We start from the raw sequence: 21,435 nt of genomic DNA, 5'->3' as shown, positions 1-21,435 counted from the left end.
TTGTTTATTTTCTATGATTTCGGAAATTTTATATATGCTCACTTCACAAATTTATTGATTAAACTGCCACATTAAATTAGCTCCTCTAGGAGGTGTTAAAATGGAGGAGAAGACAAAATGGACAATATACCTAGCTTTTTTAGTTGCTGGATTTGCAACAGGAATAGGCACTATGGGTTTGTTTCCACAGTTCTGGCTTCAGTATGGAATGACGGGGCTTACAGTATATCTGCTCTTTACAGTGTTTTTCACCTATCTAGCAATACTTGAGGCTGAATCAACTCAAAAAACTGCCTATCACTTTGCAGAGCTGTACACTAAGCTTACAAAAACCTCGGGAATGATTATTGCGATTTTGCTGGCTATTATAGTATTCTTATCATACTACACAGCGAACACGGCCCTTATACTGCTGTCACCGTTCCTTGGAACGGGGACCGTTGGAAGGCTTATTGCGAAGCTCATCTTGTTGGCAGTAACATTCATAATAATCACAAGAGCCAAAGAGAAGACTTTCCTCATAATGGCTCTCGGTTCAGCGATCTTCGTTATCTTTGCTGTGATAACGGCAGTAGCATTTAAAACAAAGATACCAGCCGAGAACTTCTACTTAACCTTAGCTAAAGGGATGATATTTGCAAAACAACCAATTTCCCTGGCTCTATTAAGAGATGCTGCTATTAGGGCTCTTTATGGTGTTGGTCTGGGATTTGCATTCTACTTAATGATTGGAAGCTTCATGGGGAGGGACTTTAGCTCTAAGGTAATTATTGGAACAGGTGTAGCGATTCAGGTATTTATAGGAATTCTCTCAACTTTCATAGTGATATATTCAGTGGCTCCAGGTACGCCAGGACTGCTTCTCACTTATGCAACAGGAGGAGAGGAGGGTTCAATAAAATTCATGGAGGCTCTGCCCAAAGTATTAGCTGATTATCAAATTCTACTCTTTATGATTGCGATATCGCTCTTTTTCGCCGGCCTTACAAGCATTGTCCCAACTGCAGAGATTGGTCTTCAGATTACCCAAATGCTGACTGGTTTAAGCAGAGAAAAGGCAGCAACTTACTTCATAGGTTTCGTAGTTCTAATAGGGATTATTGACTCATATCCCCCAATTGCCGACATGATGCTTCAAGCGATAAATATCTTCATATTCATTGGGGCAATATTTGAGGTATATCCTTTGGTAACAAAGCTGAGAGAGCAAAAGAGTCCAGTAGAGCATGCAATAGCAGTGATAGGTGCAGCCTTTTTTGCATTGCTGGGCATCTATACAATGATTTCAGAAGCTAAAATGGGAGGCTACAGGGTAGTCTCAACGGTAATAGCTCTTGTCCTCTTGGTTATAGGAGTTGCAATAAGAGAATTTGGGAAAGCTTCCGAGTGATTTTTCTATTTTTTCTTTTGCCTTTATCCAACCTACTGGAGGATGTTCCGCTCCATATTTTTGGAGTTTTTCATAAGCGCTCTCCCACTTTTTGAGTAGTCTTTCTCGTTTTTTAGTGTCTCTAATTTTCTCAATGTATTCTCTTGGAATGTAAGCTAGGAGGTGTGGTAGATTTGGTTCAAAAGTTCCATATTCTTTAATTTCTCCACCCGCTTTTTCTACAAACTCTATCAGCTTTTCAAGTGGGAAATAATGCAGATCATCTTTTCTGCCATAGAGAGCTTCGAATATCCCCTCTCTGAGGTTGTACATCTCAAGATGAGCTTCTTGTCCCTTTGTTTTGGCTATTGGCAGACTTTCAGCAATAAAAATTTCATCAGCAACGCGGAGCATCTCGCTAATTACTTTAACATTAACAATTGTCTCCTCATTCCTTAAGCTTCTAATTCCATGAATTAAAACTGCCAAATCAAAGCTCTTGAAGGGAAATGGCAAATTTTGGGCATCAACTTTCATTGGAATAACTCTCCTCCAAGGCCCAGCGCTCTTAACTATCTCTTCAAAATACGTCCCCCTTGCTAAATCCACAGCAATGACTCTCCCAGTTTCTCCAACCATATAAGCTAAAGGCACTGTTGCTATAGCGTGAGCACCGCAGCCTATCTCCAGAATATTCATTCCTTCTTTAATTCCAGCGAACTGCGAAAGCCTAAAGCGTTCAAGCATTTCAAGGTGGAGCCAGTTATTTGGAAGGAAAGGCTCATTCCTCAATGGAATTTTTGAAAGAACCTCATTTTCGAATTTTTCTTCAGAGTTCACAGCTAAACACCATCTATATTGTAAAAACAGCCCTCTTTAAAGCTCTTTTGCAGAAAAAGATTTAAAAGTTGGAGTTGATATTTAGGCAGACAAAAATTTTGAAGACAAAATAAAGCCATCACTTGTGGGCAAATATTGCCTTGACGACTCCATTTTCAATGGCATCAATTCTGACAAAGCCGAATCTCTCGAACTGCACTATGTCGTCAACTTTAACATCTGCATCTTTCTCAAGCAGACCTTTCTTGACTATAAGCTCGTCTCCTTCTGGAATTATAACTTCACACTCTTTTCCTTCTGGAACCCAGTGAATCATGTGCCATCTGTGTTCTCTCGCTTTTTCGTATTCAATGCTGTCAAATTCTGCAACTATTTTCTCCTCACTAACCTCAAGGAGCTTAACGTTGAAGAGATCTTTGAGCCTTATGTATTCACTCTTCTTGAGCAGTTCCAAATCATCTTTTGACACATAAATCGGTTTTTCTGGTGTGAATTTTAGCTCTCTATATCCTCTCTCTGGATGATCTGGGTGGAGCGGAACTTTTGCAATGAATTCTTCCTCAAAGCCTTTGATGTACATTGGAATTGGGTCGGCAACGAAGAAATAGCGGTTTGCCACTGGGTCAATAAGCTTTCTATTTATCGCAGCCAAGTTGTCCCAGCTTATGGTTGTGTCACTCCTCTTGAGCCCAACGCTTATAATCAGTTCCCTTATTGCTTCTGGAAGAATTCCCCTTCTTTTTAATGCTCTAATTGTTCCTAATCTCGGGTCATCCCAGCCTAAGTATCTGCCCTCCTGAATTCCTTTTCTCGTTTTTGATTTGCTCAGAATTACTCCCTCAATTGACAATCTACCGTGGTGAACAGTTACTGGATACTCCCAGCCGAAATAGTCGTAAATATAGCGCTGCCTCGTCTCATTCTCGGCATGCTCTTGTCCTCTGAAGATATGAGTTACGCCGAGATCATGGTCATCAATGGCTGATGCAAAGTTATAGAGTGGCCAAACTCTGTATTTATCCCCAGTTCTGGGATGATCTGGATTGTCAATTATCCTTAAAGCTGGCCAGTCTCTCACGGCTGGATTTGGGTGGTTTAAATCGGTTTTTATCCTAACAACAGCTTCTCCTTCTTTGTAAGTTCCGTCAAGCATCTTCTCCCATCTTTCGAGCTGAATCTCAACGGGTTCATCACGGTGCGGACAGGGCTTTCCGGCATCTCTGAGCTTTCTGAACTCCTCTGGCTTACAAGTACAAACATAGGCTTTGCCCATCTTTATCAGCTCTTCAGCATACTTGTAATAAATCTCAAGCCTATCGCTGGCATAATGAATCTCATCAATTTTGAAGCCGAGCCACTTTAAATCCTCAATTATCCACTCATAAAAGATGGGCTCGGGTCTCTTCACCTTTGGATCAGTGTCGTCAAATCTCAATATGAACTTGCCGTCGTACATTCTCGCATACTCGTGGCTTAAAATAGCCGCACGAGCGTTTCCTAAGTGGAAAGCCCCATCAGGGTTTGGAGCAAACCTTGTAACTACCTTTCCTTTCTCAGCTTTGGGAAGCGGAGGTAATCCTTTCTTTTCCTCATGCTTCTCTTCTTTTTTCTCAAAGAACTCTGGATAAATCTCTCTGAGCTTTGCCTCCTGATCCTCTATGCTCATCTTGTTGACTTCTTCAACTATTTTATTTACGAGAGGGACTATCTCCTTAGCTTTAGGCCTCAGCTCTGGATGAGTACCAAGAACTTTGCCTATGACAGCTTTAGGATTGGCTTTTCCATCATGCTGTATTGCATTGATGAGCGCATACTTTAAAATCAGCTCCTCCATGCTATCACCTCTAAGAGAGTGAGCGTTGGGAGAGTTATAAACCTTCTGAAATTTTCTGGAATGTCTTTAGGCAGTTGGTGTTTTTGGCTCATATTGGTCATAGTAGAACAAGGACTTAACGAAGAAGCAAAAGCTTTAGAAGCTGAGGATAATAGAAAAAACTAATAAATAAAATTAGTAGGGGTTACCTCTCATACCCATCAAAAAGCCTTGAGAAAGTCCAAGGAACCAAGAATACCATTGTAAATGTTGATAATGCGAATGTCGGCAGTCCAGGAGCTCCAAACTTCCAGGCTATATATCCGCTACCGCTGACGAACAGCCCAACAGTCACCATTACTGCTCTCTTCCTGAGAGGTATCTCTGAAGTATCGGGCAGGTTGAGCTGTTTAAATGCCGAATATCCCACCACTGCACCAATCAGAGAACCCTCAACTATTGAAAATGTTTCGTTGGCATATCCAACGCTCCTTGATATTACGGGAAGCAGAAGGCTTAGGATGATCCCTAGCAGAGCAACTTTTGGCGTGTATTTGATTTTATTCTTTAGGTATACCCCTAGAGAAATAACTGCAACTCCCAGCAGAATTCCACCAAATATATCCCTCCAGTAGTGGACTCCTAGGACTATCCTTGAAAGCGAAATCAGGGCTATCATAGTCAGGCAGAAAACTCTAACTCCAATCCCTTCCTTTGTGTAAGCGAAGTATCCGAAGACAATGCTTGAGCCTTGAGCATGTCCGCTTGGGAACCCGTATCCATTAGCTTCAACGAGTCTGCGGTTTTCTGGCGGTCGCGGCAACTTGAAGAAGTTTTTAAGGAACAAATTAAGCCACATGCCAAGGATGAAAGGAATAAAGAGCGTTATCCCATAGGACGAGCTGTAGCCGAGGTATATCACTGGGATTAGAATCATGTAGAATTTTTCATATCCAAGGAAAGTTATAGCTTTCCAAAATGCATAAACTTGAAAGTACGTTGCTAGAATGGAAGAGAGCAAGAGAAAAATTGAAACTGTAAGTAATGCCTTGTCGAGTTTCCTCATACTTATACACCTCAGAGGTATTTCTCGAAAAACTCCAGAATTCTCTTCTTATATTCATCCTTTGCTATGAGTATTGTCCTGACATGAGGAGCTTCTGTAACCCAAAGCTCAACGTTTGGATTGATTTTCTTATTCCTCTCATAGAACTCTTGAATTTCTTCAACTTTGACGAGCGGGTCTTTCTTTCCAGCTATTAGTAAGAGGGGCTTCTTCACTTTGTCCGCATATTCTAATGGGTGAACAACTTTTCCCCCGCTTATCATCAGCGTGAATGGCTTAACAAAGATATACAGCCATTCGGGGAGCTTTGCGAAATACCTCAGGCCTCTTGCTCCCGTCTTATCAAGGTGCATTGGTGGAGAATCAGCAACTCCACAGCAAACTCTTTCGTCTTCAGCTAAAGCCCTTATAGTAACCATTGCACCCATTGAAAAACCTATGAGGCCTATCTTCTTAGCTTTCTCTGGATGATTCTCCTTAAGCCAGTCAATCGCTGAGACTAGGTCAATCAGCTCTTTGTCCCCAACAGTCGTGTATTTCCCTTCGCTCTTCCCATGTGCTCTGAAATCAAAGGCAAGGACGTTGTAGCCGGCTTTCAGCAGAATTTCCATCGTCGGCTTTATGTAAAGGTCATTCCACTTGCTTGAGGTGTAGCCGTGGAGTGGGATTACAGTTTTTTCATTTCCTCGGTCAATCCACCATGCATGAAGTTTTAGGCCGTCTCTAGTTTGTATCATTACTTCCTCGTAATCATAGCCCAAATCCTTCGGCGTCCATTCTTTGATTTCCCATGGCGGTTTGATCATTTTGTATGCTACAAAAATCACGAAAAGGAAAGAGAGGGCTATTGGGAAGAAAAGGACAACTAGGATTTTCCCGGTCATTACTTCTCACCTGGCTCAAGGTTTTTCATGTGCCATATCATTGGCATTGCCAACAACACAAGCAGAGCACCGATTGGGAATAAAATGCGGTAATTTTCACCGGCTAAGTCTACTATTGCACCACCAATTGTTCCTGCCAAAAGCACAGGCAGTGAGCGAGTAGCTTCAAAGAATCCATAGTATCTGCCTGTAAACGCTTCCTTCTCATAACGAGTCAGCAAATCGCCGATAACTGGGTAAGATGCTGCCATTAGTATTCCCCACCCTATTCCAGCCAATCCCAATGCTATTACTATTTCTGTTTGCGTGCTTATGAACCATCCCCAAAGCTGAGGCAGAGCGAAGATGATACCTCCAAGAATTATGCTGAGCCTCCTTCCAAGCTTGTCGTAGATTATTCCTCCCGGCAGAGCTCCAAGAAGGACTGTAATGTTGAAGAGAGCCATTAAGTATAAGCCGAGAGATGTTACAGCTTTAACGTTCTCTTCAGTGGCTGAGCCGTGGAGGATAAACGCTAGAATTCCATAGAGGAAGATCGCTATGAACTCAAAGCTCATCCACCAAAGTGTCTGTGCGGCATAAAACTTCAGGAAGTCTCTGTTTTCAACTATGCTCTTTAAATACCCGATGAGGCTTTCATCCTCTTCAATTTCTGGGGCTTTTGGCTCTTTAACTATGAAATACACGAACAATGCTGCACCAATAAGGAAGATGGCAGTTATTATGAAAGGTATCTTGAGGTAAGGAGTTTGGGCTAAAGCTTTTATGCCTTCGGCTTCCCCTGTTTCAGCAACAGCTTTGGCTATTAGAAATCCAGCTAATCCAAAGAGGAAAAGATTGCCAGCCCACTCCAAAAGCGTAATTACACCACTCGCTTTTCCTCTCTCACCACTTTCTATTGTGTCTGGCATTAAGGCTCTAAACTGTGCGGTGTATAGGTGCATTGAGAAGTAGAAGAATGCTAGTGTTAGTGCAAAACCTGCTAGTGGCGCTCCAAGCGCATAAGCAGTGTAAATCATCAACGCTGCAAATCCAGCTAATATTCCTCCAATGATGATAAAAGGTCTTCTCCTTCCATATTTTGATTTTAATGTATCGCTGTAATATCCCAAGAGCGGTGGGATTAGCAGTCCAATGATACCTTCAAGGGCTAGGATTGTTCCTTTGACAAATGCAGACTGAGTATAGCTGGAAAGCAATGGAAAGGAAAGTCCTTTATTTAATGCCCATCCTACACTTCTACTAAAACCAAGAAGCGCTAATCCCAAGACTACTCCCCAGCTGAACTTTTTACGCTCCATTGCACCCCCTCCGTTTTTGCTAAATAAAAATTAAGCTGTGGAATGTTTTATGTTTTATGGTGGTCAGAAAACAAGAAAAAAGCAAAAAGAGGGTTAGTCCATGTCTGGAATTAGCTCATATATGTCTTGTGGTGTCTGTCCTACAATGTCTCCTCTTCTGACGAACTGAACTGCAATTAGTGCTAGAACGAAGAATATTGTAGCAAAGATAAGCAAGGACTGATATCCAAAGTAATCTATTGCTATTCCAGAGAGAGGTGGTGCAAAGATGTTCGCTGCCATTGAGAAGAAGTAGTAAAGACCGGTATAACCACCAACTTTTTCTTCTGTTGTCATATCAACAACCATTGGAAGTGAGTTTACGTTCACCATTCCCCATCCAAAGCCTCCGAGGAGGAATAGTCCAGCAAACGATTTTACAACAAAGTTCACTTCCACTTTCCCGCTTGCGGCTTGGGTTCCGAGATATAAGGCAATAAGCATTACAGCTATTATTACAAATAGTCCGAGTGTTATTGTCTTCTTTCTCCCGATTCTTCCTCCTATGAATCCTGCAGGGATTGAGAACACCATAAATCCTAAGGCAAAGAGTCCAAGCAAGAATGCTCCGGTGCTCTCCTTTATTCCTAGTTCAAACTTTGCGTAGCTTGTGAAAAATGTTTCTAGGGAATTAAATGCTATGAACCACAAGAATATTGCCAGCAAGATGAATAGAAGGCTCTTTTCTTGGCTTGCAAAGACATCTTTGAGGTTCTCTTTCAGTTCTCCAAAGCTCTCGTGACTCGTTTTCTTGAGCAGTTCCCATAAGTTGACCTTTTCTTTTGATGGCTTTCTGTATTCCTCTGGCTCTTTTATAAAGATAACAACCAGTAAATTAGCAATCAGCATCATTGCGGCTCCAACATAGAAAGGCAGGGCATAGTTAATATCATAGAGAGCCTTTCCTCCAAAATAAGCGAAGAGTGCTCCTAATCCGCCCATGAAGTTTATTATTCCGTTTGCTTGACTCCTAAATCTTGATGGTGTTATATCCGGCATCAGAGCAATTACTGGAGACCTAAAGACTGCCATGAAGAAGTTCATCAAGATGATAGTTCCCATCATCAAAGCCAAGTTCTTGTGCGCTCTTGCAACTGGTATCAAAGCAAAGAATATTGCTGCAGATGGTGCACCGATTAATATATAGGGCATTCTCCTTCCCCATCTTGTTCTAGTCTTATCACTCAGTGCTCCAAGGTATGGGAGCATAACTATTGCAAAGACATTGTCTATAACCATTACAATCCCAATTATAAACGAGCTAAGTGCAAAGTCTTTCAGAAATATTGGCACATAAGCGTTATATAATGCCCAGATGATGCTTATTCCAAAGAATCCAAATCCCAGAAGGAATATCCTTTTATAGCTGAACTTCTCGTTCATTATTGTACACCTCCTGGCTTTAGTGCATAAGATTGCTATGTTATCGTTCAGTTATATATTTTTAGGTGAGGAAGATGGGCATCATCGTGCTGGGGCATAGCGGCTTTAAAAATCAATATCCAGAAAACACTATAATAGCATTTGAAAAGGCAATTAAAGCGGGAGCTGATGGGATTGAGTTTGATGTCTGGCTCACAAAAGATGGAAAGCTAGTTACACTTCATGACGGCAAATTTAGGGTAAATGATGAGGTTTACTGCATTAAGGAGCTGAGCTTAAAGGGGCTTAGAAAGCTCCACCCTTACGGCAAATTTATCCCAACTGTTGATGAGCTTTTTGAAAGGTTTTCCAACTCGATTTTCAATATTGATGTGAAGGATAAAGGGGCTGTAAAGCCTCTTTTGGAACTTGTTGAGGAGTTTGATAGTTTTGATAGAGTTATATTCTCATCTCCAAACCCTGAGACGCTTAAACTTATTAGGAAACATTCTAAAGAAGCAAAGCTTGGATTTTCCATAGTCACGGAAACGGGAGTAGCTAAGGTGGCATTGCTTAAAAGGAACTTGAAGTTGTATTCTCTTCACGTGCCGTTAGATGGCATCAGCTATGTGGGATTTCCTATGTTTGTTGCTCTCTTAAAGTGGGTGAGGGGATTGGGAATTAAGGTCTTTATGTGGAACTATGAAATGGATGAGCTTTTCTGGCTGCCCAGATTAAAGGGATTATATGACGGGATTATTGCAGATAACGCTGTAAAAGTGCTAAATCTCCTAGAATTGGGCGTTCTTTAGGCAAAATGTTTTTAAACTGCGGAGGGTGTTTCTTTTGAGGCGATGGGTATGCCAAGCTGGGAAGAAAACAGAGTTTTAGTCCTCGGACATAGAGGTTTTATGTCAAAATATCCTGAAAACAGCATTTTGGCGTTTGTTGAGGCAATTAGTGCAGGTGCAGATGGTATTGAGCTTGATGTCTGGCTGACCAAAGATGGAAAAGCGATAATAATGCACGATGAAACTTTAGAAAGAACTGCAAAGATAAAGAAAAAGACTAAAGATGTTACTCTTGAAGATATAAAATCAGCTGACCTGGGAATGGGGCAGAGGGTTCCAACCCTTGAGGAAGTTTTTCAAGCTATCCCAAAAGATGCTCTCGTTAATATTGAGATTAAGGATGTCGATGTTGCTGAGGAGAGCATTAAAATTGTTAGAGATTTTGATGCCTGCGATAGGGTTATGATTTCTTCATTCAACATCGATGCCCTCAGAAAAGTTAGAGAATACAGTAAAGATGTTAGGCTTGGTCTTTTGATTGATAATGAGCAGATAGTCCCACAGATTCCCAAACTAAAAGAGGAACTTAAGCTATGGTCTGTGAACGCTCCCATGGAAGGAATCCCAATCATTGGATTTGAAAAGTTTAAGCAAGCTTTGACTTGGGCTAAGAGCTTAGGATTGAAGGTTGTTCTTTGGACTGAAAATGATGAGCTGTTCTACGTAAATGACAACTTAAAGCGCTTAGTGGGTCTTTTTGATGTCGTCATTGTCAACGATGTTGTAAGAATGATTGACTATTTGAGGAGTTTGGGTTTGAGGTGATTTCTTCTTTTGTTCTCTTCCCTTCTGTAGACCAGTATATTTACCAAGGATTAAACAATATAGCTACAAAAAGTTGAAGGTAGACTTGTTAGAGGTGAATGGCTTCCGAGTGGATGGAATATGTGAGGGAGAAGTTAAAGAAAAGAGCTAAGATTCTTTTGCATTCTTAATGTCGATTTCAACGCCCTTGGCGATGGCTTCTTGCTTCTTGGAGTTTTAGCTTAAGTTGTTCTCGTCCATGCCTAAGCCAAAGTAGTGCCAATCCAGTAGCTCCCCAGAAAACATAATCCAATCCACGGAACAAGCATTGTCACTCCCATTGAGAAGAGAGCTAATCCGAGAACCATCGATACTATATATCTTGAAACTTCTCTCAATGGCATCTTCCAGCTCATAAATTAGTGGCTCTGCCTTTTTAATAGTATCGCTTGACCAGTCTACCCATGGGGCATATATCATAGGTAGCACCCCATCAATCATGAGATAAATTCCAGCCTGAGAAACGTTCATTTCCCTTCTCCCGAAGGGTGAATATATGGGGTGAGGGGGCGTTAGCCCCCCAATAGATAAGAAAAAGCGAGGTGTGGAGCGGAGCTCCACTACGGGGGATTGAAGGTAGAGGAAGATAAGGGGGCGGAGCCCCCTTGTCGTCCCTCACCGAAGGGTTAATATATTTCCCCCAGTTATCTCTCATTTTGGTGGACATCAATGGACAAGTTTATACTTTCTCTTGATGAAGGAACAACTTCTGCTCGAGCGATAATCTTCGACAAGGAGAGTAACATCTTAGGGGTTGGACAGTATGAGTTTCCCCAGTATTACCCAAAGCCAGGCTGGGTTGAGCACAATCCTGAAGAAATATGGGATGCTCAGCTTAGAGCTATAAAAACAGCCTTGGAGAAAGCCAAAATCATCCCGGAGCAGATAGCAACGATAGGGGTAACAAATCAGAGGGAAACTACAATAATATGGGACAAAGATGGAAAGCCCGTTTACAACGCTATAGTGTGGCAGTGCCGCAGAACTGCGGAGATGATTGAAGACATCAAGAGAAATTACGGTGAAATGATAAAGGAGAAAACCGGTTTAGTCCCAGATGCATACTTCTCGGCATCAAAGATCAAGTGGCTCCTTGACAACGTCCCAGGTTTGAGAGAAAAAGCTCAGAAAGGGGAAGTGATGTTTGGAACAATTGACACCTTCTTGATTTACAAGCTCACAGGGAAGCATGTTACTGACTATTCCAATGCCTCAAGAACTATGCTCTTCAACATCAAGAAGCTAGAATGGGATGAGGATCTTTTGGAAATCTTCGGAATTCCAGATGCAATTCTGCCGGAGGTTAAGGAGTCGAGTGAAATTTATGGTTATACTAAAAAAGAACTGTTTGGTGTTGAGATTCCAGTAAGCGGAGATGCTGGGGATCAGCAGGCAGCTTTGTTTGGGCAGGCGTGCTTTGATGAAGGTATGGTGAAAGCAACCTATGGCACTGGAAACTTCATACTCGTCAATACAGGTGATAAAATAAAGTATTCCCAAAACCTTCTCACGACCATAGCTTGGGGATTGAATGGAAAAGTCAGCTATGCCCTCGAGGGAAGCGTTTTTATAACCGGCGCAGCTGTCCAGTGGCTTAGGGATGGGTTAAAAATTATCAATAGTGCAGCTGAAACTGAAGAACTTGCATCAAAGTTAGCATCAAATGATGGAGTTTACTTTGTACCAGCCTTTGTCGGTCTCGGTGCTCCTTACTGGGATCAGTTTGCAAGGGGTTTGATAATTGGTATAACAAGAGGCACTACAAGGGAGCACTTCGCGAGGGCTACGCTTGAGGCGATAGCGTATCTCACGAAAGATGTGATAGATGAGATGGAGAAGGAAGTTCCAATCAAAGAGCTTAGGGTTGATGGGGGGGCAACCAAGAACAACTTCCTCATGCAGTTCCAAGCTGACATCTTAGGAAAAACGGTCATAAGACCTGTTGTTCAAGAGACAACCGCTTTGGGAGCTGCATATCTTGCTGGTTTAGCAGTGGGCTACTGGGAAAGCTTGGAGGAAATCGGAGAACTTTGGAAAGTTGAAAAAGTGTTTGAGCCAAAGATGAACGAGAAAGAGAGGGGAAAGCTCTACAAGGGTTGGAAAGAGGCCGTAAAGAGAGCTCTAGGATGGGCGAGAATAGTTGAGAGCTGACATTTCGGAGGGTATTTAAACCTGGCGTTGTAAAAGCTTTAGCCAAGTATTTGTGTTGAGCTGGAGGTGTAATCATGAAGACTAAAGTCGCTATTATCGGTGGGGGGATTGTTGGTGCAAGCATTGCCAGAGTTCTCAGCAAGTATGAGAATCTTGAAGTTCATCTCATTGAGAAGGAAGCTGATGTCGGTTGGGGGGTCAGCAAGGCAAATACAGCTTTAATCCATGGGGGTTACGATGACGACCCAGACAAATACCCAATGAGAGCAAAGCTGTGCATAAAGGGAAATCGCTTATGGCACCAATGGGTTAAGGAGCTTGAGATTCCCCACATATGGAATGGGGCATTGATTGTTGCCCTTAAAGATGAGGACTTTGATGAGCTTGAGCGGTTATTAGAGAGAGGACAGAGAAATGGCGTTCCAGAGATGAGAATAATTGATAGGGAGGAACTATTTCATCTCGAGCCCAATGTGAATCCAAACGCCTTGGGTGCTCTTTGGGTGCCGATAGTTGGTCAGATAGGGTCAATACCAGCTGTAATTGCAATTGTTGAGAATGCTGTTGCTAACGGGGTAAAGGTTCACTTAGAGACAGAAGTTAGAGGAATAAAAGTAGAGAACGGAGAAGTTAAAGGTGTTGAGACGAACAATGGCTTCATTGAGGCTGATATTGTAATAAATGCTGCTGGTCTCTATGCTGATGAAATATCGAAGATTGCTGGAATTGATTATTTCGAAATTCACCCGAGAAAAGGTGAATACTGGATTTTTGATGAAGGAATTCCGGGTCCAAATCATGTTCTCTTTCCAACACCGACTCCAATAAGCAAAGGTGTTGTTGTCACAACTGAAATTTCTGGTCATCTAATGATTGGGCCAAACGCTCAAGATTTGCCTAAGGACTACAAGGACGACACAAGCACAACGAGGGAAGGTCTTGAGGAGGTCTGGCAAAAAGCTCAGGAAATCTGGCCGAATTTACCTCCGAGATGGAAGGTCATCAGGACTTTTGCTGGGTTAAGACCAGAGCCCACTGGAGGGGACTTTATAATTAAAGCTGAGGAAGAAGTTCAAGGCTTCATAAATGTTGCCGGAATCAGGTCGCCTGGCTTAACTTCAGCCCCAGCAATCGGATACGAAGTTAGGGACATCATTGAGAGGGATTTGGGAATCAAGCTTAAGGAAAAGGAGAAGTGGAACCCATATCGCAAAGAAATCACTCACTTCTTCATGCTTCAGCCTAATCAAATCAATGAACTCGTAAAGAAGAACCCAGCTTATGGCAGAATTGTCTGCCGCTGTAACAAAGTTAGCGAGGGGGATGTTTTAGAGGCAATTGAGAGGATGAAGTTCATTGGAGTTAAAACGCCGAGTGTTGATTCAGTTAAGTTCAGAACAAAAGCCACAACAGGAACTTGTCAAGGCTCATTCTGTAAGGTAGTGATAATCAATCTGCTGGCTAGAGAATATGGTATCCCTCCATGGAAAGTTACCCTCAAAGGTAAAGGCAGTGAGATTGGTATTGGGGATGTTAAAGTCCTCCTTAGGGGTGAGGCCCAATGAATTCAACTATGCTCCAGTACGATGTTGTCGTTATTGGCGGTGGTCCAGCGGGTTTAGCGGCTGCTGTTAAAGCTAGAGAGTATGGATTAAATGTCCTTCTCCTCGATGAGAACGATTATCTTGGCGGAATTTTGCCGCAGTGCATTCATCCGGGCTTTGGAATTCACTATTTCAGAGAAGAGCTTACTGGACCAGAGTTCTCTCACAGATTCGTGCAGAGGGTTAAGGATCTTAAGATTGACTACTTTGTAAAGGCAAGAGTTCTTGAGATTAAGAACTATTCAGACTTGGAAAAGATTGTGGTGTTCACTTCGCCTGAGGGTGCTTTTGAGGTGTGGACTAAGGCAATTATCTACGCTACTGGAGCAAGGGAACGGCATGCATTTGAGATTGGCATTGTTGGAGATAGAGTGGCTGGGATATATACGGCAGGAGAAGCTCAAACGCTCATGGACATTTACGGTGTAATGCCGGGAAAAGAGGTTGTGATAGTGGGCTCTGGAGATGTTGGCTTGATAATGGCTCGCCGCTTTGCACTTGAGGGGGCGAAAGTCAAAGCAGTGATTGAGCTGATGCCCTATCCTGGGGGTTTGGCGAGAAATGTAATGATTCTGAGGGATTTTAACATTCCCCTATACTTGAGTCATAAAGTTGTTGAGGTCAGAGGAAAGAAGAGGGTTGAGAAAGTTAAGGTCGTGAAGGTTGATGAAAACCTAAGAGAAATTCCAGGAACTGAGTTCTGGATCGAATGTGACACCATAATAATTTCAGCCGGTTTGATTCCACAGGTGAAGCTCTTAACGGACATAGGTGTTGAAATAGACCCAGCCACTGGAGGGCCTGTGGTCAATGACCTACTAGAAACCACAGTTCCAGGGATATTCGTTGCTGGGAATTCTTTGCTGATAAATGACTTGGTGGATTATGTTGCTGAGCAAGGTGAATTGGCTGCTTATGGAGCAAAGCTGTTCATTGAAAACGGGGGAATTCCAGCTGAGAAGTGGATAAAGCTCGAAAAAGGTAACAACATTCGCTTAGCTGTTCCTCACTACTTAAGCGGCAAGAGAGATGTTTACATTTATGTAAGAGTCAAAAAGCCCATGGAAAATGTTGTACTTAACTTTCCAGAGATTGACAAGAAGATAAGGTTGCCTGTTGTAAGGCCCGCAGAGATGCTCAGAATTAGGCTTAGGAAAGAGGAGATAGCGAAAGCTAAGGACAAGATTACAATAGAGGTGATTCAGCAATGACAGTGGAGGTTTACAAGTTTACGTGCATCATCTGCCCGCTTAGCTGTGATATTGAAGTGAAAGTAGAGAACGGAGAGATTAAGGAAATCAAAGGCTACACATGTCCAAGAGGAAAAGAATGGGCTATCGAGGAGATTACAAATCCTAAACGTGTTGTCATGAGCGTAATTAAAGTCAAGAACGGCAATATGCCAACAGTTTCAGTTAAGACAGACAAGCCAATTCCGAAAACAAAGATTCCAGAACTCATGAAGCTTTTAGCAGAGATTGAAGTTGAAGCACCGATAAAAGTTGGACAGATAATTCTTGAAAATCCTCTAGGCTTGGATACAAAAATAGTTGCAACGAGGGAAGTTGAGAAAGCTTAGTTTTCTTTTTCCTTTGAAAATATTTCTTTGAATTTCCTATAGATTTCCTCAGAGAGCACTGAAGGCTCCTCTTCTAGAGCAAAACATCTATGGAAGATTTTTATTTCCTCTTTGTTCCATGAATCTGCGTCACATATGTTTGGGCTTGTTGCCCATGTTCTTCTCTCATAGAGAATCTCTGCTGGTAGTTTGTCTCTAACTCTAATTGTTAGCGTTCTTTTTGTATGAGTGTACTCACCTTCTGAATCTTTCTCTGCAGTTATAATGCAATAACTATCTTTCCATTCTGCTTTTGTAATGTTCCAAGAGGAAAGGGCTTGTTTAGCAAATTCGAGAGGATGAGATAGATATTCACCATGTTCACTGGCATTTAAGACTTCCTTTGAAAAATTATCCTTATATGGGCCATGATAGTATTTGTAAACATAAATCTTGTCACCATCCTTTATAACATCAACCACTGTCCATGAGTGCCATCCCCATGAGATGGTCTGTCTGTAAAATTCATAAGCTCCACAATTCAAATATCCATAAACAAAATATGGTGTTGTGCCCATTGATCTCCACCATCTTTCTCCATGTATGATGTATTCGTATTTTGTCACGTTTTCAATAGAGGCTAGCACTGTTTCAGCGTTACATTCTTCTGGTGCTTTTCTAACCTTGTAAATAAAAGAGAAAGACAAAATTATTAGCAAGAAAATAAGTATGAGAAGTCTTTTCACCCTTTCGCACCTTTAAGCTCTTTAGCCCATTCTGGAAGCTTATATTCATATGTGAACTTTATGGTGTATTCTCCAGTGGCACTTATTGTTTCGTTTGAGTACAGATAGGTAATCTTTGCATTGCTTTTCATAGTGAGCAAGATAGGCTTGCCATTTTTGTCTACTAAGAGGACGCCAGCAATGTTTTCCTTGACGAACTTTTTCATCACATTGATATAATCCTGAATTTCACTGGCATTTTCGGGGTAGGACTGCATCATGCTTGGCGTTGAGATGTACTGCTTAGAAAGAACAAAGTGAACTTCATACTTGTCCCCCTGCTTCTTTATTTCAGTGATGTTCGCATCTGAGAGTATGTCTTTTACGTTCAATAACTCATCTCTGCTCTCAATGAGCTTTTCTAAAACTTCATCCTTCGGTAAATCCGGGTAGTACTGCTCATATGTCCTGTATAAATCGTTGAGAGTAAATACCCATGTACCGTTCTGTATCTTCCCGTTTTCGTTGGTTTCCATTCTCACATAATTTTTTGAACCATCAAAATACTGGAGCATTTTTGTTTTGTAAAATTTGTCGTTGGTATAAGTAGCTTTGATCTCTAAAAGTTCAAAGAACTGCTTTTCTTTCCTCTTGATGCCAGAGTATATATAGACTTCTCTCGTTAGTGAAGGGTACTTCATTACCATTTTTTTCTCGTATGTGTAGGTATCAATGCTGTTGATTGCTTTCAAAATTGTGTCTGTGGTTGGGGGTTTAGATGTTTGCAGGCACCCTGAAAAGCTCATAATTAGAATAACTGAAATAATCAATCCGAGAAGCTTCTTCATTTTTTCTCGACCTCACTAACCCATTCTGGGAGCCCATATTTATAGCTGACGGTTACGTTGTATTCAATGAACTCCTTGACTGTAAAATTCCTAACGGGATAAACTTCGATGATGTGCTTTTTCACTTCAAGCTTCACCGGCAAGGATTTGCTATCAACCCATACAATGCCCATTATGTTCTCTGTAACATTCCTTCTTAGCATATTTATGTAATCCTGTATTACTTCAGAGTTTTCTACATTTGTCTCCAGAAAAGTTGGAGCTTTCTCATAATGATTGACAAGTTCGAACGTAATTTTATAGAGAGTGCCATCCTTTTCGATTGATATGATAGTTGCGTTTTCAAGCATCTCCTTCAGCTTAGCCAGCACATCTCTAGTTTTTATTGTCATTTTAATGAACTCTTCTTTGCTCATGTTCTTGTAGAGCTCATCAATTGACACTTCCCCTATCTTGTTGAGTTCTGGGTCTTCCACTTTGAAATAAACATATGAACCATCAAAATACTGCCACAGCTTAAAGGTGTGATTTTCATTTGTCATTTGGGTGAACTCAAAAAAGTGAAGAGTTTTCCTATCTATTCCAACAACGCCGTGGATATTGTAAGTTCTGTTTTGAATGGTTCTTCTCTCGCTAAATTCATAGGTGTAAGCATTGACGCTATCAAGTGCACTTAGAATTGAACTCTTTGTTGGCTGTTGAGCTTGTTGGATGCAACCAGAAGCAATGGTAAATTCTAACAAGCTCACTAATAGAAGAACAGCAAGTTCTTTCTTCATTTCCTCACCAAAGTATATTAAACTATTGAGTTTGATAAAGCCTTCGCTGGATAAAAGTAAAAATGTCAAAGAGCCTCAAACTTTTGCAGAAATATTTTGAGATCAGTCTTAAAAGGCTCCTGAGCTTTGGAAATTTCCTCTTCCAAGAGCTTTCTGAATTCTTTTTCATCATCAGCTTTTTCTCTTAGCTCATTGATTGTCTCTTTTAATTTGTCAAAGTATTCTACGTAGGGTCTTGCTTCAAACAGTGCCTTTTCAATTTTCTTTTCAAGTTCAACCATATCTCCTTCCTCCTACAAACCAGTACCACCACTGTTTCTCTAAGTCCTCCTTCTGCCCAAGCATTATAAAGTATCTAATTAACGCCAAATTTAGGAAGAGCAGCATTATGACGAGTATATAATACGCTGGAACAGCTATTGCAAGGAATGCATAATAATCCCAGATGAAATGTAAGAAAATCGCCAGTGCAAAATAGTTGGTTACACTGTGGATTTTGCCTTCTGCTTTAAGTCCATACCCTACACCAACTATAGCACTCCACGTCGCGTGGGCTATTGGTGTTAAGAATGCCCTTGTTATAGTCGTTCCGACTCCATATCCAAGGCCGTATAGCAAATTCTCGGTGGCTGCAAAGCCTAATCCAGCAGCAACGCCGTAAACAACGCCGTCCATTATTCCATCCATCTGGCCTGCTTTGTAGGGCCATCTAATTGCTAGAGCTTTTGCTGGCTCTTCTACAATGCCAGCGGTTAAAGCTAGATAGAATGCTGTCGCTGGGAAGATAGTGTAACCAAAGTTTGCTCTTCCTGGAGTTAAAATGCTCTCAATTATGAAAGCGACTATAACCGAGAGAGTACCTCCGAGTATAAATGTTCCTATTACATATCTCTTTGGCTCTGGTTCGAACTTATCCTCATGATAAAAGTACCATAATAATGCCAATGCCGGTGCATAGGCGAAAAAGACTATCGTACTCAGCACATCCATGTTATCACCAAATTGAATTCTGATTTTGGGCTCTTAAATTTTCCTAAGGACTTCTCTCAACTGCTTCACAGTACTGAAGTTTAGGAGTTCATCTTCAATTGGCACAACAACTTCTGCATCTTCAATGTTGAATTTCAGAAGGAATGGGGAAACAATTTCCCTTAGAATGTCATTTCCATAAGCCCAAGGCGTAAAAGCTGGCAGAACAATAAGCTCATCACTCAGCAGAAAGATCGGAACTTTAATCAACGCTCCAACTTCATCCCTAATCCTAATTGCGGGATGTTCATGTCCTATTATGAACTTGTTTCCCTCAACAAGCTTATGTCCATGAACTATTTTCCAGCCGCTGATTTCAAGCTTATCAACAACCTCAATCCCAAGCTCTTTAACCCATGATATCCCAACGTCATGATTGCCTCTAATGACAACAATCTCCTTTACTAATGGAGAAATTTCCTCAAAAAATGCCTTTAACTCGAGCTTCTCCCTTTTAAACGGGACAAAGGAATGCTTCAAATCGCCGTTTATAATCAATCTTTTTGGTTTCTCTTTTTGAAGCATGGCTCTTAATGAGCTTATCATTTCATGAAATGCTTTTGGCAGGTATGCTCCCTCTCTAGCTAAGCTTTCCTCATATCCCAAGTGCAAATCTGCGATAATGAGGTTGTTCCCTATTTTCAATGCCTTATTTGGGAGAGGCTGGGGTCTCATGATAAACAATAGATTGCTTCGATTTTTAAACCTATTGAATTTTGTTAGGTAAGCAAAATATTTTTAAGTTCGAACTCTGAATTAATATCAGGTGGGAGATTTGGCATACATCGGATTTGCAAGGACAAATTTTAGTCCTTATGAAACGTATGAGAGAATTCTTGAAGAACTTAGAAAAAGGGGATTTAACATTGCGTTTTCCAAGCATCATTGGATGGGGGATGCTCCGTTTGGTTTGATAATTGCAGATAGTGATAAAGGAAAAATAGCAGTTAGATGGTCGCTGGGAAAGGTGTTTGAGCTTAAGCTGGAAGAAGTAAGCGACGAAGATTGGGATGAATTCATTGATGACACTCTTGAGTATTTAAGCGGAGATTGAATTAAACTTATTGTTAAAGACGTTTGGTTTAGAAAATTCTTAAATCATTACTTTTTCTTTGCCAATTTGGTGGTTCTAATGAAGCCGATATATCCTGAAGAACTCAAATACGGGCAAAAACCGAAGATGGTTGTAGTTTCATGTAGCGACTCAAGGATTCCTGGTGGAATAATCTTTTCAGATTGGAAATTTGTTCCCGGCCAATACTTTGAAATAAGAAACGCTGGAAACTGCTATCTCCTTTCAAAAGAGTCATTCTTCTATGCAGTGGCTCACTTAAAAGTTGAGGAAGTTGCAATCGTTGGACACAACAACTGTGGAATGATGAAAGCTTTGATAAAAGGTAAAGACGATGTTCCAGAAATTCAGAAGGCGATAGATCTCATAATAGGGAAAGTTTTTGGAGGAGATCTCCCAACAGATGATGTTGATGAGTTGGCGAAAGAAAACGTGCACAGGCAAATAGAGCTCTTGCTAGAGGAGCCTTTAGTCAAGGAAAGATATGAAAGCGGAGAATTAAAGCTCAAAGGCTACTACTACGACTTCAGCAAAGGTGTCCCAGAGCTTTATTTGATAAATGAAAACGGCAAGAAACTTAACGAGAAAGTTTTCTAGATTTTTCTCTCTTGTTTAATCCGTTCAATTACATCGAATAAGCTCCACAAGTCCCTAATCACATGAAGGTGAGGAATCTGAGCTAAAATCTCCTCCCTCATGTATTTTGCAGTCATTGGGAAATAGTACCACACATATTCCGTATTCTCGTCTCCTACCCCAATAAAGCGCCAAGGCTTATCATCAACCCAAATGAAGATCTCATCGCCATATTTTTCTCTCACAAGCCAAAAAGCTTCACAAAGACTTAACTCTCTCCCAAAGACTATCACATCATCAAACAGCTCATAGAAACCGCTGACTCTTAGACGGTGTTCCTTCATGCCATCTATAAAGTCCTCAGCTGAGAAAGAGATTACGATGTGCCCTTCCTCTTTAAGCTTCTTTAAGAGCTCTTTTGCATTGTCAAGTTCTCTTGTGAGCTTTGCCCTTTCCTCAAACCAGGTTCTGAAGAATTTGGCTTTGAATATAAACGGTTGTTTTACTTTTCCGCTGTACTTTCCAAAGCGAGGCCTTTCAAGATGTTCCTCAATTCTCGTCAGGACTTTAGCCCAGAACCCTTTAAATGGAAGCCATCGAAAGTGCTTTTCTAAAGCTCTTTTAAATGCTTCCTCAATTACTGAATAGCTGTCAACTAATGTGCCATCAAAGTCAAATGCGATTATCATTTCTTTCACCTGCCCTAAGGTGTCATAGCGTTATCAATTAGTTATCCAATTAAAAGTTTACCTTGTAAATCAAGT

At 41.2% G+C, this 21,435-nt stretch carries 23 protein-coding genes; 9 read left to right on the top strand and 14 right to left on the bottom strand.

Annotated elements, in window-relative coordinates:
• The first annotated feature begins 100 nt into the window (after positions 1–100).
• Positions 101–1,390: a sodium-dependent transporter gene (locus E3E24_RS05605; RefSeq protein ID WP_167885352.1), complete on the top strand. Its 1,290-nt coding sequence runs from the start codon at positions 101–103 to the stop codon at positions 1,388–1,390.
• Here the strand turns inward: E3E24_RS05605 and E3E24_RS05600 are convergent.
• From E3E24_RS05600 to E3E24_RS05575, 6 genes are all read right to left on the bottom strand, one after another.
• Positions 1,319–2,209, bottom strand: coding sequence for a class I SAM-dependent methyltransferase (locus tag E3E24_RS05600; protein ID WP_167915726.1), 891 nt, complete (start codon positions 2,207–2,209; stop codon positions 1,319–1,321). The genes E3E24_RS05605 and E3E24_RS05600 overlap by 72 nt on opposite strands.
• A 118-nt stretch (positions 2,210–2,327) precedes the next feature.
• Complete coding sequence (locus E3E24_RS05595; RefSeq protein WP_167885354.1) at positions 2,328–4,043, bottom strand: glutamate--tRNA ligase; 1,716 nt, start codon at positions 4,041–4,043, stop codon at positions 2,328–2,330.
• 184 nt (positions 4,044–4,227) lie between these two features.
• Complete coding sequence (locus E3E24_RS05590; protein ID WP_167885355.1) at positions 4,228–5,088, bottom strand: phosphatase PAP2 family protein; 861 nt, start codon at positions 5,086–5,088, stop codon at positions 4,228–4,230.
• An 11-nt stretch (positions 5,089–5,099) separates the two neighbouring features.
• The gene (locus E3E24_RS05585) at positions 5,100–5,972 is read right to left on the bottom strand and encodes an alpha/beta hydrolase (RefSeq protein WP_167885356.1); all 873 of its coding nucleotides are present in this window, start codon (positions 5,970–5,972) and stop codon (positions 5,100–5,102) included.
• The gene (locus tag E3E24_RS05580) at positions 5,972–7,273 is read right to left on the bottom strand and encodes an MFS transporter (protein ID WP_167885357.1); all 1,302 of its coding nucleotides are present in this window, start codon (positions 7,271–7,273) and stop codon (positions 5,972–5,974) included. Before E3E24_RS05580 ends, E3E24_RS05585 begins: the two co-directional genes overlap by 1 nt.
• Positions 7,274–7,366: 93 nt before the next feature.
• Positions 7,367–8,695, bottom strand: a complete 1,329-nt coding sequence (locus E3E24_RS05575) for an SLC45 family MFS transporter (RefSeq protein WP_167885358.1) — start codon at positions 8,693–8,695, stop codon at positions 7,367–7,369.
• A 74-nt stretch (positions 8,696–8,769) separates the two neighbouring features.
• On the opposite strand from E3E24_RS05575, the gene E3E24_RS05570 reads away from it, so the two are divergent.
• A complete protein-coding gene (locus tag E3E24_RS05570) occupies positions 8,770–9,486 on the top strand; it encodes a glycerophosphodiester phosphodiesterase family protein (protein WP_167885359.1) in 717 nt (238 codons plus the stop codon).
• A gap of 48 nt (positions 9,487–9,534) precedes the next feature.
• Positions 9,535–10,290, top strand: a complete 756-nt coding sequence (locus tag E3E24_RS05565; protein WP_167885360.1) for a glycerophosphodiester phosphodiesterase family protein — start codon at positions 9,535–9,537, stop codon at positions 10,288–10,290.
• A 216-nt stretch (positions 10,291–10,506) separates the two neighbouring features.
• On the opposite strand, the gene E3E24_RS05560 is transcribed toward E3E24_RS05565, so the two are convergent.
• Complete coding sequence (locus E3E24_RS05560; protein WP_167885361.1) at positions 10,507–10,800, bottom strand: hypothetical protein; 294 nt, start codon at positions 10,798–10,800, stop codon at positions 10,507–10,509.
• Between the two features lie 198 nt (positions 10,801–10,998).
• On the opposite strand from E3E24_RS05560, the gene glpK reads away from it, so the two are divergent.
• The 4 genes from glpK to E3E24_RS05540 all read left to right on the top strand — a co-directional run bounded on the left by glpK (position 10,999) and on the right by E3E24_RS05540 (position 15,663).
• The gene (gene glpK, locus E3E24_RS05555) at positions 10,999–12,480 is read left to right on the top strand and encodes a glycerol kinase GlpK (protein WP_167885362.1); all 1,482 of its coding nucleotides are present in this window, start codon (positions 10,999–11,001) and stop codon (positions 12,478–12,480) included.
• A gap of 74 nt (positions 12,481–12,554) precedes the next feature.
• On the top strand, positions 12,555–14,045 hold the full coding sequence (locus tag E3E24_RS05550) for an NAD(P)/FAD-dependent oxidoreductase (RefSeq protein WP_167885363.1): 1,491 nt from the start codon (positions 12,555–12,557) through the stop codon (positions 14,043–14,045).
• Positions 14,042–15,295 (top strand): NAD(P)/FAD-dependent oxidoreductase, encoded by a 1,254-nt coding sequence (locus E3E24_RS05545; RefSeq protein WP_167885364.1) that lies wholly within the window; start codon positions 14,042–14,044, stop codon positions 15,293–15,295. The genes E3E24_RS05550 and E3E24_RS05545 overlap by 4 nt, the downstream gene beginning before the upstream one ends.
• The gene (locus E3E24_RS05540; RefSeq protein WP_167885365.1) at positions 15,292–15,663 is read left to right on the top strand and encodes a DUF1667 domain-containing protein; all 372 of its coding nucleotides are present in this window, start codon (positions 15,292–15,294) and stop codon (positions 15,661–15,663) included. The genes E3E24_RS05545 and E3E24_RS05540 overlap by 4 nt, the downstream gene beginning before the upstream one ends.
• On the opposite strand, the gene E3E24_RS05535 is transcribed toward E3E24_RS05540, so the two are convergent.
• The 6 genes from E3E24_RS05535 to E3E24_RS05510 all read right to left on the bottom strand — a co-directional run bounded on the left by E3E24_RS05535 (position 15,660) and on the right by E3E24_RS05510 (position 19,698).
• On the bottom strand, positions 15,660–16,388 hold the full coding sequence (locus tag E3E24_RS05535) for a hypothetical protein (RefSeq protein ID WP_167915725.1): 729 nt from the start codon (positions 16,386–16,388) through the stop codon (positions 15,660–15,662). The two genes, E3E24_RS05540 and E3E24_RS05535, sit on opposite strands and share 4 nt — an antisense overlap.
• Complete coding sequence (locus E3E24_RS05530; protein ID WP_167885368.1) at positions 16,385–17,215, bottom strand: hypothetical protein; 831 nt, start codon at positions 17,213–17,215, stop codon at positions 16,385–16,387. Before E3E24_RS05530 ends, E3E24_RS05535 begins: the two co-directional genes overlap by 4 nt.
• On the bottom strand, positions 17,212–17,994 hold the full coding sequence (locus E3E24_RS05525; RefSeq protein ID WP_167885369.1) for a hypothetical protein: 783 nt from the start codon (positions 17,992–17,994) through the stop codon (positions 17,212–17,214). Before E3E24_RS05525 ends, E3E24_RS05530 begins: the two co-directional genes overlap by 4 nt.
• A 65-nt stretch (positions 17,995–18,059) precedes the next feature.
• Positions 18,060–18,275, bottom strand: coding sequence for a hypothetical protein (locus E3E24_RS05520; RefSeq protein WP_167885370.1), 216 nt, complete (start codon positions 18,273–18,275; stop codon positions 18,060–18,062).
• Complete coding sequence (locus tag E3E24_RS05515) at positions 18,268–18,984, bottom strand: PrsW family intramembrane metalloprotease (protein ID WP_167885371.1); 717 nt, start codon at positions 18,982–18,984, stop codon at positions 18,268–18,270. Before E3E24_RS05515 ends, E3E24_RS05520 begins: the two co-directional genes overlap by 8 nt.
• A 33-nt stretch (positions 18,985–19,017) precedes the next feature.
• On the bottom strand, positions 19,018–19,698 hold the full coding sequence (locus E3E24_RS05510) for a metallophosphoesterase (protein ID WP_167885372.1): 681 nt from the start codon (positions 19,696–19,698) through the stop codon (positions 19,018–19,020).
• 100 nt (positions 19,699–19,798) lie between these two features.
• Between E3E24_RS05510 and E3E24_RS05505 the strand changes: the two genes are divergently transcribed.
• Complete coding sequence (locus tag E3E24_RS05505) at positions 19,799–20,077, top strand: hypothetical protein (RefSeq protein ID WP_167885556.1); 279 nt, start codon at positions 19,799–19,801, stop codon at positions 20,075–20,077.
• Positions 20,078–20,155: 78 nt separating this feature from the next.
• Entirely contained in the window at positions 20,156–20,692 is a 537-nt protein-coding gene (locus E3E24_RS05500) for a carbonic anhydrase (protein ID WP_167885373.1), read from the top strand.
• Here the strand turns inward: E3E24_RS05500 and E3E24_RS05495 are convergent.
• Positions 20,689–21,360 carry an HAD family hydrolase gene (locus E3E24_RS05495; protein ID WP_167885374.1) on the bottom strand — a complete coding sequence of 224 codons (672 nt, stop codon included), beginning with the start codon at positions 21,358–21,360 and terminating at the stop codon, positions 20,689–20,691. The genes E3E24_RS05500 and E3E24_RS05495 overlap by 4 nt on opposite strands.
• Positions 21,361–21,435: the final 75 nt, after the last annotated feature.

Origin of the sequence: Thermococcus sp. LS2 (assembly GCF_012027375.1) — an archaeon.
Classification (GTDB): domain Archaea; phylum Methanobacteriota_B; class Thermococci; order Thermococcales; family Thermococcaceae; genus Thermococcus_B.
This window is presented reverse-complemented; position numbering and strand designations above follow the sequence as displayed.